Annotated in this window: 10 protein-coding genes, 2 rRNA genes and 1 other annotated feature (2 of these 13 cut by a window edge); all 12 genes read right to left on the reverse strand. The window is 45.3% G+C overall.

The window, feature by feature from the left end:
• Positions 1-215 (reverse strand) — a binding site (T-box leader); it reaches 19 nt to the left of the window's first position.
• Positions 216-217: 2 nt separating this feature from the next.
• Entirely contained in the window at positions 218-1,669 is a 1,452-nt protein-coding gene (gltX, locus tag ABK447_RS20275) for a glutamate--tRNA ligase (RefSeq protein WP_197200204.1), read from the reverse strand.
• 91 nt (positions 1,670-1,760) lie between these two features.
• A complete protein-coding gene (ispF, locus tag ABK447_RS20280) occupies positions 1,761-2,237 on the reverse strand; it encodes a 2-C-methyl-D-erythritol 2,4-cyclodiphosphate synthase (RefSeq protein ID WP_003156407.1) in 477 nt (158 codons plus the stop codon).
• The gene (gene ispD, locus ABK447_RS20285) at positions 2,230-2,928 is read right to left on the reverse strand and encodes a 2-C-methyl-D-erythritol 4-phosphate cytidylyltransferase (RefSeq protein WP_197200203.1); all 699 of its coding nucleotides are present in this window, start codon (positions 2,926-2,928) and stop codon (positions 2,230-2,232) included. Before ispD ends, ispF begins: the two co-directional genes overlap by 8 nt.
• Before the next feature lie 12 nt (positions 2,929-2,940).
• Positions 2,941-4,041: a PIN/TRAM domain-containing protein gene (locus ABK447_RS20290; RefSeq protein ID WP_003156403.1), complete on the reverse strand. Its 1,101-nt coding sequence runs from the start codon at positions 4,039-4,041 to the stop codon at positions 2,941-2,943.
• Positions 4,042-4,154: 113 nt separating this feature from the next.
• Positions 4,155-5,237 (reverse strand): DNA integrity scanning diadenylate cyclase DisA, encoded by a 1,083-nt coding sequence (gene disA / locus ABK447_RS20295; RefSeq protein WP_007410390.1) that lies wholly within the window; start codon positions 5,235-5,237, stop codon positions 4,155-4,157.
• Positions 5,238-5,240: 3 nt separating this feature from the next.
• The gene (gene radA, locus ABK447_RS20300; RefSeq protein ID WP_015239037.1) at positions 5,241-6,620 is read right to left on the reverse strand and encodes a DNA repair protein RadA; all 1,380 of its coding nucleotides are present in this window, start codon (positions 6,618-6,620) and stop codon (positions 5,241-5,243) included.
• A gap of 93 nt (positions 6,621-6,713) precedes the next feature.
• A complete protein-coding gene (gene clpC, locus ABK447_RS20305) occupies positions 6,714-9,146 on the reverse strand; it encodes an ATP-dependent protease ATP-binding subunit ClpC (RefSeq protein WP_007410388.1) in 2,433 nt (810 codons plus the stop codon).
• The gene (locus tag ABK447_RS20310; RefSeq protein ID WP_003156398.1) at positions 9,143-10,234 is read right to left on the reverse strand and encodes a protein arginine kinase; all 1,092 of its coding nucleotides are present in this window, start codon (positions 10,232-10,234) and stop codon (positions 9,143-9,145) included. Before ABK447_RS20310 ends, clpC begins: the two co-directional genes overlap by 4 nt.
• Positions 10,234-10,791, reverse strand: coding sequence for a UvrB/UvrC motif-containing protein (locus ABK447_RS20315; protein WP_025284097.1), 558 nt, complete (start codon positions 10,789-10,791; stop codon positions 10,234-10,236). The genes ABK447_RS20310 and ABK447_RS20315 overlap by 1 nt, the downstream gene beginning before the upstream one ends.
• Positions 10,792-10,804: 13 nt before the next feature.
• Entirely contained in the window at positions 10,805-11,269 is a 465-nt protein-coding gene (gene ctsR, locus ABK447_RS20320; RefSeq protein ID WP_003156396.1) for a transcriptional regulator CtsR, read from the reverse strand.
• Positions 11,270-11,496: 227 nt separating this feature from the next.
• Positions 11,497-11,612, reverse strand: a 5S ribosomal RNA gene (rrf, locus tag ABK447_RS20325).
• Positions 11,613-11,662: 50 nt separating this feature from the next.
• A 23S ribosomal RNA gene (locus tag ABK447_RS20330) occupies positions 11,663-11,676 on the reverse strand (it continues 2,916 nt past the right edge of the window).

The following is an 11,676-nucleotide window of genomic DNA, read 5'->3' on the forward strand; positions in this document are numbered from 1 at the left end:
CGCGGTTCCACTCTGTTTGAAAAACAAGTCACTGTTTTCCCAACTTAAAAGCCGGTAACGGCGGCGGCCGCCTTTAAATACTGATTTCCGCAGAAATGTTCTTCAAAGGTCTTAAGGGCGCACTTCTAAAACATGACGCATGAATCTCTCTCAGCCGATGAAGATTCTTTCTGTAATGGTCATTGTTTTATACTCTTCCCTGTCAACAATCGTATATTTAAATGCTTTTCAGGCGTCTGACGGCTGTTTCTCTGCCGATCAGCTCAATGGCCTGCGGAAGCTCAGGACCGTGTGTCTGACCGGTAACCGCTACACGAATCGGCATGAACAGCTTTTTGCCTTTATGACCTGTTTCTTTCTGAACAGCTTTGATTGAGGCTTTGATCAGCTCAGGCGTAAATTCTTCAAGCTTTTCAAGCTTCGCAGCAAATACGCTGAGCACTTCAGGCACCTGTTCCTCTTCCAGAACGGCTTTTGCCTCTTGATTATACTCGATCTCATCTTTAAAGAACAAATCAGTCAGCTCGACAATTTCAGCGCCGTAGCTCAATTGCTCATGGTAAAGAGAAATTAATTTACGAACCCATTCCTGCTCCTCGGCAGAAAGCTCAGTGCCGACTTTTCCTGCTTTTTGCAGGTGCGGCAGGGTCAGCTCAACCACTTGATCAAGATCCAGCGCTTTGACGTATTGGTTGTTGACCCATTTCAGTTTATGCATATCAAACAGAGCCGGTGACTTAGACAAACGATTTACATCAAAAATTTCAATGAATTGTTCTCTTGTGAAAAGCTCTTCTTCACCGACGGGAGACCAGCCGAGAAGTCCGATAAAGTTAAACAGCGCTTCAGGCAGGTAACCCAGCTCATCATACTGCTCAATAAACTGGATAATTGATTCATCACGTTTACTTAATTTTTTGCGGCTTTCGTTTACGATAAGCGTCATATGTCCGAAGACAGGAACATCCCAGCCGAATGCCTGGAAAATCATGATCTGTTTCGGTGTATTTGAAATGTGATCCTCACCGCGGAGCACGTGCGTCATTTTCATTAAGTAATCGTCAATCGCGACGGCAAAGTTATACGTCGGTGTTCCGTCTTTTTTGACGATGACAAAGTCGCCGATGCCGTCTGATTCAAAAGAAATCTCGCCTTTTACGATATCGTTAAATGCGATGATTTTCCCTTCCGGCACGCGGAAACGGATGCTCGGCTGTCTGCCTTCGGCTAAAAACTGCTCCTGCTCTTCCTGAGTCAGGTTTCTGTGTTTGCCGGAATAGCGCGGCATTTCACCGCGGGCGATTTGCTCTTCACGTTCTTTCTCAAGTTCTTCTTCCGTACAGAAACATTTATAAGCAAGCCCTTTTTCAAGAAGCTCTTCATAGTACTTTTTGTAAATGTCGTTACGCTCAGACTGGCGGTACGGGCCGTATTCTCCGCCGATATCCACACTTTCATCCCAGTCCATGCCGAGCCATTTCAAATAGTTGAGCTGGCTTTGCTCTCCGCCTTCAATATTTCGCTTTTTGTCCGTATCCTCAATCCGGATAATAAACTTTCCGCCTTGGCTGCGGGCAAATAAATAGTTAAAAAGCGCCGTTCTGGCGTTACCGATATGCAAATGTCCGGTCGGACTCGGTGCATAACGAACGCGTACTTCATTTCCCATGTTCAAATACTTCCTTTCATCTCGTCTGTAGCCTCTAGCCGAATATATGTATCTATTCTACCACCAAATAGACCGGGCATCAAAACAATGATCAGGCTTTTTGGATCAGAACGGTCGCCTGAGCGGCAATTCCTTCGGCTCTTCCGGTAAACCCGAGCTTTTCTGTCGTCGTCGCTTTTACGTTTACTTGAGAGACGTCCGCCTCAAGGCCTTCCGCTATCCGTTTTCTCATAGCATCAATATGCGGCGCCATTTTCGGCTTTTGCGCAATAATCGTGCAGTCTATATTTCCGAGTACGTACCCTTTTTCTTTTACAATGTTCCAGACATGCTGAAGCAGCTTAAAAGAGTCCGCATCCTTGAATTCCGGATCAGTATCCGGGAAATGCTTGCCGATATCTCCTTCACCTGCCGCTCCGAGACACGCGTCTGCGACTGTATGCAGCAATACATCAGCATCTGAATGTCCGAGCAGCCCCTTTTCATAAGGAATTTCAATTCCGCCGATGATGAGAGGACGGCCTTCCGTTAATTGATGCACATCAAATCCTTGTCCGATTCTAAACATTATGATTCCCACTTTCCGCTTTCATGATTGCTTCCGCAAATATCAGGTCATCCGGCGTTGTCAGCTTAATATTGGTATAGCTGCCTTCAACGATACTCACCTGATATCCATCAAGACGCTCGACGAGGCTGGCGTCATCCGTCCCTAAGAAGCCTTTGTTTTCCGCTTCCATATGCGCCGTCTTCAATAAAGAAAGACGAAAAGCCTGCGGCGTTTGAACGGCCCACAAGCTTGAACGATCAAAGGTCTCCGCAACCCGGGAGCCTTCCGCCCGTTTTATCGTGTCTTTCACAGGAACAGCCAGGACAGCCGCTCCCGCCTCCTCTGCTGTTTCCACGAGCTTATCGATATGCTGATGTTTGACAAACGGGCGCGCTCCGTCATGAACAAGGACGACCGATTCCTTATCAATCACTTTCAGTCCTTCGTATACACTGTGCTGACGCTCCGCACCCCCGGTAACAAGCTCAATTTCCGTCTGAATCGGAAATTGGGCCAGCAGCTGTCGAAAATCTTCCCGTTCACTCTCGTTTATCACCAGGATTATTTTCTGACAGGGTGCGTGGCTTTCAAAAACCCGCAGTGTGTGTATAATAACAGGTGCACCTTTTAAGCTGATGAACAGCTTATTTTTCCCGGCCTTCATCCGTTTTCCTTGTCCGGCAGCCGGAATAACGACAACATACTCCATATGAACTCCCTCTTAAAGAGCTTTCTCAAGCAGCTTGGGCTTGGCAAAAATCATTCGTCCCGCCGCTGTCTGCAGTACGCTGGTTACGAGCACATCAATATGTTTCCCTATATAATTGCGGCCTTCTTCCACAACAATCATCGTCCCGTCATCCAAGTAAGCCACACCTTGATTATGCTCTTTCCCGTCCTTAATCACCTGCACATTCATCTCTTCGCCCGGAAGCACAACCGGCTTCACCGCGTTTGCAAGGTCATTAATATTCAGTACCGCAACCTTCTGAAGCTCACATACTTTATTTAAATTAAAATCATTCGTCACAACGACGCCGGATGTCAGCTTCGCAAGTTTGACAAGCTTGCTGTCAACCTCCTGAATGTCTTCGAAGTCGCCTTCATAAATTTCAACCGTAATATCCAGTTCCTTTTGAATGCGATTCAAGATATCCAGTCCGCGGCGCCCTCTGTTACGTTTTAAAACATCTGAAGAATCAGCGATATGCTGTAATTCCTCCAGCACAAATTGAGGAATGACAATGACGCCTTCTAAAAAGCCCGTCTGACAAATATCTGCAATTCTCCCATCAATAATAACACTTGTATCCAAGATTTTCAGCCTTTTATCCTGTTCCTCCTGCTCCTCATCAGCACTTCCCTTTTTCTTCTGCATTCTTGCAGAAATGGAGAAAAGACTGATCAGTTCATCCTTTTTCTTAAATCCGACTTGGAAGCCCAGGTAACCGAGAAAGAAAGCCAGAAAGACCGGAATGATGGTGCTGAATATACGGTACGGAATATTGTCCAGCGGAATCACGTTTACAATGAGATATGCGATGATAAGTCCAAAAACCAATCCGAGACTCCCGAATAACAGATCCGGCACCGGAGCTCTCAGCAAAGAATCTTCAATCCATTTTACCCAATTAATCACATATTCTGTCGTCCATATACTGATGAGAAAAAAGATAATAGCACCAATTGCAGCAGACGTATATGCGTTTGTTATTAAAGGTATGTCCTGTATATTTGACAGCACAAACAATTCAGGTATTAAAAAGATACCGACAACGCCGCCCACAATAATGAAGAACGCCTGAACTATTCGTTTTAACATACCTCCACCTCCTTTTAAGTAGCATTTTTTCAGCAGACTGTCAGAGCCTACAAATTCAGAATAAACAAAAACTAACAATAATATACCCGGATTCCGACAGGTTTAAGCGATTCTTAAAGCTGTCTATCTATATAGTGTTTTTCCTGAAGGCGTTTTAAGCCTTTTTTGATTTTTTTGGCGCGCACTTCGCCGATACCCTCAACATCATCAAGCTCTTCTACAGTGGCTTCCGTTATGCTTGGCAAAAATCCGAACGCCTCAACCACATTTTCAACAATCGGCATCGGCAGACGCGGAATTTTGTTCAGCAGCCTGTATCCTCTCGGGAGCACATAATCATCAAGATTGGTAGAAGCCGGATATCCAAGCAGCTTAAACAGAATGGAATCATCAAGCAGATCATAGCTGGACATATCCTGAAGCTCTTTTAACAGCACGAACGGATCTTTGATTTTTTCTTTGACATAGTCTTTGATGAAAAGTGCCGCCTCTTCTTCCATGTCCGTAATCAGTTCAATCACCTGCAGACGGATTAAGTGGCCTTCCGTTCCGAGTTCTTTAATATACATATTGATTTCATTTTTTATTCGGAGCACCATTTCATATCGATGCATGACGGACAGCACGTCACTGAATGTCACAAGCTCCTCAAACTCTAATGCGTTTAAAGCCGTAATCGTTTTGTCTAAAATGGTTTTATACTTCTCAAGCGTTTGAATGGCCTGATTTGCCTTTGTTAAAATAAAACCTATGTCCTTTAGTGTGTACTTCATGCTGTCCTGATATAACGTAATGACATTTCTGCGCTCAGAAATGGCGATGACGAGACAGCCGGTCTGCTTCGCCACCCGTTCCGCCGTACGGTGCCTCATTCCCGTTTCTGAAGAAGAAATGGTCGCCTCCGGCATAAGCTGCGTATTCGCATAAAGAATTTTCTGGCCGGAATCACTTAAAATAATGGCACCGTCCATTTTGGCCAGCTCGTATAAGTGAGCGGGCGCAAATGATGTATTAATATGAAAACCGCCATCCACGACTTGCTTTACCTTATCATTGTATCCGACAACAATCAGGCCGCCTGTATTTGCCCGAAGTACATTCTCTATCCCGGCTCTGAGCGGGGTGCCCGGTGCAACGAACTGCAGAATTGCAGACAGGTCAAGCTCTTGTTTCGCCCCTTTTTTCTCTTTTTCCATCTATTATGATCCTCCTAATGAAGTACGAAGCGCTTCTGCAACATTTGCTACTCCGACAACCTCAATCCCTTTTGGTATTGTCCACCCGTCTGCATTCGCCTCAGGTATAATCATGCGCTTGAAGCCGAGTTTTGCCGCTTCTTTTACGCGCTGTTCGATTCTTGACACCCTGCGGACTTCTCCTGTCAGACCCACTTCACCGATAAAGCAATCTGCGGGATTCGGCGGTGTATCTCTGAAGCTTGAGGCAATGCTGACGGCTACTGCCAAATCAATCGCCGGTTCATCCAGTTTGACCCCGCCGGCGACCTTTAAATACGCATCTTGATTTTGAAGCAAAAGACCCACCCGCTTCTCAAGCACAGCCATAATTAACGATACCCTGTTGTGGTCAATGCCTGTAGCCATGCGGCGCGGGTTTCCAAAACTGGTCGGTGATATGAGCGCCTGGATTTCAACCAGGATCGGTCTCGTTCCTTCCATTGACGCAACGATACTCGAACCCGATGCCCCGGCAGAACGCTCTTCCAAGAAAATTTCAGAAGGGTTCAGCACTTCCGTAAGCCCCTCTTCCCGCATTTCAAAGATGCCCATTTCATTTGTGGAGCCGAAACGGTTTTTTACGGCCCGCAAAATACGGAATGTATGGTGCCGCTCTCCTTCAAAGTATAGAACGGTATCGACCATGTGCTCAAGCAATCTCGGCCCTGCGATCGATCCTTCTTTTGTGACGTGCCCGACGATAAAAATAGGTATGCCGTTTGTTTTCGCGATTTTCATCAATTCGGCCGTACACTCTCTTACTTGTGATACACTGCCGGGAGCTGAGGTGATATCACTTTGGTAAACGGTCTGAATGGAGTCTACGACAACAAATGCGGGTTTCATCTCTTGTATAGCAGACGAAATATACTCCATATCGGTTTCAGATAAAACATGTAACATTTGGCTGTTGATTCCAAGTCTGTCGGCGCGCAGCTTCGTTTGCTTCACGGATTCTTCCCCTGAAATGTAAAGCACGCTGCCAGCCGTATCTGCTAATTGTGCGGATACTTGGAGAAGGAGCGTTGATTTTCCGATCCCGGGATCGCCGCCGATTAATACTAACGAGCCTTTCACAACGCCGCCGCCAAGCACTCTGTTGAATTCTTCGAGCTTTGTTTGGACGCGGGGTTCTTCCGATGTTTCAATTGATGAAATGGGTGATGGTTTCTGGACGGTTTGAACGGAGTGGGAGAAAGCCGCCCGCCGATTCGCCGGCGCTTTTTTTATGGTTTCTTCCACCATTGTATTCCAAGCCCCGCAGCCCGGGCACTTTCCCATCCATTTTGCGGATTCATATCCGCATGAGTGGCAGATGAATTTTGTTTTTGATTTAGCCATATATGTTGTAAGACCTCTTCCTTATCGAATATTTCTCTATATAACAAAGTGAGGCATACACTTACTTACGTATGCCTCATGTTTGTCACTATATTAGTTCGTTTTAGCAGTTGTTTTTACGACAAATTCGCCGTCCTCAACATCAAGAACAATGTGCTGGCCTTTATCAATATTGCCTCTGAGGAGTTCTTCTGATAACCGGTCCTCCACATGCTTTTGAATCGCTCTTCTTAACGGACGTGCGCCGTATTCCAAATCGACGCCCTCTTCTGCCACTTTTGCTTTTGCAGCATCCGTCAGCTCGATAGAGAGATCTTGTTCTTTCAGACGTTTTGTTAACTGATCAGACATAAGCGACACTATGTCTGTAAGGTGTTTTTTCTCAAGGGAGTGGAAGACGATAATTTCGTCAATCCGGTTGATAAACTCAGGTCTGAAGGCACGCTTCAGCTCTCCCATGACTTTGTCTTTCATGTCTTTATGGTTTTGTGATTCATCCTGCACATTGAAGCCCACATATTTGTTGCGTTTCAGCTCGCTCGCTCCGACGTTTGACGTCATAATCAGGATCGTGTTGCGGAAATCCACAGTGCGTCCTTTTGAATCAGTCAAGCGTCCGTCTTCAAGCACTTGCAGGAGTATGTTAAACACATCAGGGTGCGCTTTTTCAATTTCATCAAGCAGTACGACAGAGTAAGGTTTTCTTCTCACTTTTTCTGTCAGCTGGCCGCCTTCATCATAGCCGACATATCCCGGAGGAGAACCGACAAGACGTGAAGTCGAATGTTTCTCCATGTATTCGGACATATCCACTCTGATCATCGCTTCTTCATCACCGAAAATGGATTCCGCCAGCGCTCGTGCCAGCTCTGTCTTCCCAACGCCTGTAGGGCCTAAGAAGATGAATGAACCAATCGGGCGTTTCGGGTCCTTCAGACCGGCTCTTGCACGTCTGACAGCCTTTGCAACGGCTACAACAGCTTCATCCTGGCCGATGACGCGGGAGTGCAGAATGCTTTCCATATTGAGAAGCTTATCTGTTTCCGTTTGAGCAATTTTAGATACAGGCACCCCGGTCCAGCTGGATACAACCATTGCGATATCCTCTACAGAAACTTCGGAGTTCTCCTGGCCTTGTTTTTCTTTCCACGTTTTTTTCGTGTCTTCCACCTGTTCTCTCAGGCGCTGCTCCGTATCACGAAGAGAAGCCGCTTTTTCAAACTCCTGGCTCTGAACGGCAGCGTCTTTTTCCTTGCGAACTTCATCGAGTTTCTGCTCAAGCTCTTTTAAGTTCGGAGGCGTTGTGAAAGAACGGAGACGCACTTTTGAACCCGCTTCATCAATTAAATCGATCGCTTTATCCGGAAGGAAGCGGTCAGAAATATAACGGTCGGACAATTTTACCGCCGCTTCAATCGCTTCATCGGTAATGGATACGCGGTGATGCGCTTCATAGCGGTCACGGAGCCCTTTTAAAATTTGAATGCTTTCATCGGCTGACGGCTGATCCACCTGAATCGGCTGGAAACGGCGCTCCAGAGCGGCGTCTTTTTCGATATATTTACGGTATTCATCAAGCGTTGTTGCACCGATGCATTGGAGCTCTCCGCGGGCCAGTGAAGGTTTTAAGATATTCGATGCGTCAATCGCACCTTCTGCTCCCCCCGCTCCAATCAGTGTATGCAGTTCGTCAATGAATAAAATAATATTGCCGGCCTGACGTATTTCATCCATTACTTTTTTCAAGCGGTCTTCAAATTCTCCGCGGTATTTCGTACCGGCTACAACCGTACCCATGTCTAATGTCATTACGCGTTTATCACGTAAAATTTCCGGCACTTCATTATTGATGATCTGCTGTGCGAGGCCTTCAGCAATCGCAGTTTTACCTACACCCGGTTCTCCGATAAGAACGGGGTTATTCTTCGTTCTGCGGCTTAATACCTCAATAACACGCTGAATTTCTTTGCTTCGGCCGATAACCGGATCAAGACTGTCTTCCTTCGCAATCGCAGTTAAATCACGCGCCAAGCTGTCAAGCGTCGGCGTGTTTGCATTGCTGTTCGTACCGGATGCAGAAGACCCCGTCTCATTGCTTCCCAGAAGCTGCAGCACTTGCTGTCTCGCCTTATTCAAGCTGACACCGAGATTATTCAGAACTCTCGCGGCCACGCCTTCTCCTTCACGAATCAGTCCGAGAAGTATGTGTTCTGTTCCCACATAAGAATGTCCTAGCTTTCTGGCTTCATCCATGCTGAGCTCAATGACTTTTTTTGCTCTTGGCGTATAATGAATCGTTTGAGACATTTCCTGTCCCCGTCCGATTAAGCTCTCCACTTCTTTCTGAATTTTATCCGAACCGAGTCCGAGTGCTTGGAGTGCTTTAGCCGCAATCCCTTCTCCTTCACGAACCAGACCTAATAAGATATGTTCAGTTCCAATATTGTTATGGCCTAAGCGCAGTGCTTCTTCCTGTGCCAGTGCCAATACCTTTTGAGCTCGCTCTGTAAACCTTCCAAACATCATATCGAATCATCCTCCTGTCTATTTGCACTCATTTCTAAATGCAGCCTTTCCCTGATAAGAGCCGCTCTTCTCGCGTCTCTTTCGTTCGGCCGTAATGCACCGCCCGAATATTGCTGGAGAAAACCCGGCTGTGTCAAAATCATCAGTTCATTAAGTATATTGCTTGATAGCCCTTTAATGATCCCCAGGTCTATCCCCAGCCGAACGTCAGAAAGGCATTTCGCCGTTTCCTTTGATTCAATCATACGGCAGTTGGATAAAACACCGTAAGACCTGAATACCCGGTCCTCCAATTCAATTTTCGAGGTTTGGTAAAGCGCTTCTCGGGCTGAACGTTCCTGCTCAATCAGCTGGGCAGCCACACTGTTTAAATCATCTACAATGTCCTGTTCTGATTTTCCGAGTGTGATTTGATTTGAAATTTGAAAGATATTTCCTAATGCTTCGCTGCCTTCACCGTAAATTCCTCTAACAACTAAACCTAATTGGTTAATTGCCGGTATAATTCGATTCATTTGCCTAGTTAATACAAGGCCCGGCAAATGCATCATGACTGAAGCCCTTAGTCCCGTCCCTACATTTGTAGGACAGCTTGTTAAGTACCCTCTCTTCTCTCCAAAGGCGTAATCCACTTTCTCCTCAATCCAGTCATCAACCTGGTTTGCCGCTTTTATGGCATTGAGAAGCTGGAAGCCGGGGAAGAGGCATTGAATTCTGATATGATCTTCTTCATTTAACATAATGCTGACTTCTTCATTTTCAGAAAGCAAACAGCCGCCAAAAGGAGATTCCGTTAAATTAGGACTGATCAGATGTTTCTCCATCAGCACCCGTTTTTCCAAAGGCTGAGCTTCACTCATTCTGATTAAATGAAATTGACCGATATCAGGCAGTTCTTTTCCTGAAAAATGATCTTCGAATTGCTGAATGATGGATGAGGCTTCTTCATTCGTATACCGGGCGGGAAACTTTATATTTTCAAAGTTTCGGGCCAACCGTATACGGCTGCTGAGTACAATGTCACTTTCAGGTCCCTTTTGCTTCATCCAATTGCTTAGTGCGTCCTGAATAAAATGCTTGAGCGACATTACCCTTGTTCCCCCTCACTGTCTTTACTTTTTAATTTCTGCTCTAACGATCGGATCTGATCCCTGACCTCCGCTGCTCTTTCAAACTCTTCGTGGTGTATTAAAGATTCAAGTTCTTTTTTTAACATTTCCATTTGCCGTCTTACATGCAGGTTTCCGCCTATTCGTTTTGGAATTTTCCCGGCATGCACCGTATTCCCGCTGTGAACTTTTCGCAAGATCGGCGTAATTTGGCTGTAGAACGTATCGTAACATTCCGCACAGCCGAAACGCCCTGTTTTTCTCAGCTGCTGAAACGTCATACCGCATTTCTTACAAGCTGTGCCTTGCTCTGAGTAGCTGAACATTTGAGAACCGGTGTTTTGAAATGAAGACTCCATATTCAGCAGCCCTGATAATAAATTATGGATCGAGAACCCTTGGTTTCCACTTATACTGTATGAATCGCTATTTTCTTTTGCACATTGTTCACAAATATGAACTTCTTGTTTTTCTCCATTAACAACTTTCGTAAAGTGAAAAGTGGCCGGTCTCTCATTGCATTCTTGACAAATCAATCTTTTCACCCGCTTACTTTAGTTTTAAAGATGTGAGCATTGCTTTCATCATTCTGGCTCTTAGTTCATCCCGTTCGGGCAAATCAATATATAGAACTGAACGATCCATTACACTCACCATCATTTTAGCTTCTCTTTCCGAAATAACTCCGTCCTCTAACAGTCTGAGAATAATGTCATCAGAGGCTGCCTGGGACAAGTGGGTATGAATCTGCGAAATAATATTATTGATGAGGACGACTTCGTTATTCATTTTAATTTTGATAATACGAATATAACCGCCGCCTCCCCGTTTACTTTCAACAATATATCCTCTTTCACTTGTAAATCTGGTGTTGATGACATAATTTATTTGGGAAGGAACACATTGAAATTTATCAGCGATTTCACTGCGTTTGATCTCTAAAATTTCTTTGCCATTTTGATCTAATACTTGTTTCAAGTACTGTTCAATGATGTCAGAAATATTATGTCCCACTCAACCCCCTCCTTCATTGACTTTGACTATATTTGACTTTAACCTTACTATAAGGTGTTTCGCAAAATTTTTCAACTGTATCGCTCTATCTCTATTATTTCCACTTTGCACAAGCATAAAACCTGCTTTTGCAAAAAGGCATATCGTTACGTTTCTCATATTATATAACGTATGCAGAAAAACACAAAAAAGGCAGCTCATGATGAGCTGCCTTTACCGTAATGATAGCTTGGCGGCGTCCTACTCTCACAGGGGGAAACCCCCGACTACCATCGGCGCTGAAGAGCTTAACTTCCGTGTTCGGCATGGGAACGGGTGTGACCTCTTCGCTATCGCCACCAAACCATTGAGAGTGTTCTCTCAAAACTAGATAACAGTAAGCATACATTCAAATTGGTTAAGTCCTC

The sequence above is a fragment of the Bacillus sp. hwrm1 genome, from assembly GCF_040207805.1.
GTDB classification, from domain to species: domain Bacteria; phylum Bacillota; class Bacilli; order Bacillales; family Bacillaceae; genus Bacillus; species Bacillus velezensis.

Excerpts from the sequence above, each read along its gene's own strand:
- gltX (WP_197200204.1), bottom strand. The coding sequence starts at position 1,669 with ATGGGAAATGAAGTACGCGTTCGTTATGCACCGAGTCCGACCGGACAT.
- ispF (WP_003156407.1), bottom strand. The coding sequence starts at position 2,237 with ATGTTTAGAATCGGACAAGGATTTGATGTGCATCAATTAACGGAAGGC.
- ispD (WP_197200203.1), bottom strand. The coding sequence starts at position 2,928 with ATGGAGTATGTTGTCGTTATTCCGGCTGCCGGACAAGGAAAACGGATG.
- ABK447_RS20290 (WP_003156403.1), bottom strand. The coding sequence starts at position 4,041 with ATGTTAAAACGAATAGTTCAGGCGTTCTTCATTATTGTGGGCGGCGTT.
- disA (WP_007410390.1), bottom strand. The coding sequence starts at position 5,237 with ATGGAAAAAGAGAAAAAAGGGGCGAAACAAGAGCTTGACCTGTCTGCA.
- radA (WP_015239037.1), bottom strand. The coding sequence starts at position 6,620 with ATGGCTAAATCAAAAACAAAATTCATCTGCCACTCATGCGGATATGAA.
- clpC (WP_007410388.1), bottom strand. The coding sequence starts at position 9,146 with ATGATGTTTGGAAGGTTTACAGAGCGAGCTCAAAAGGTATTGGCACTG.
- ABK447_RS20310 (WP_003156398.1), bottom strand. The coding sequence starts at position 10,234 with ATGTCGCTCAAGCATTTTATTCAGGACGCACTAAGCAATTGGATGAAG.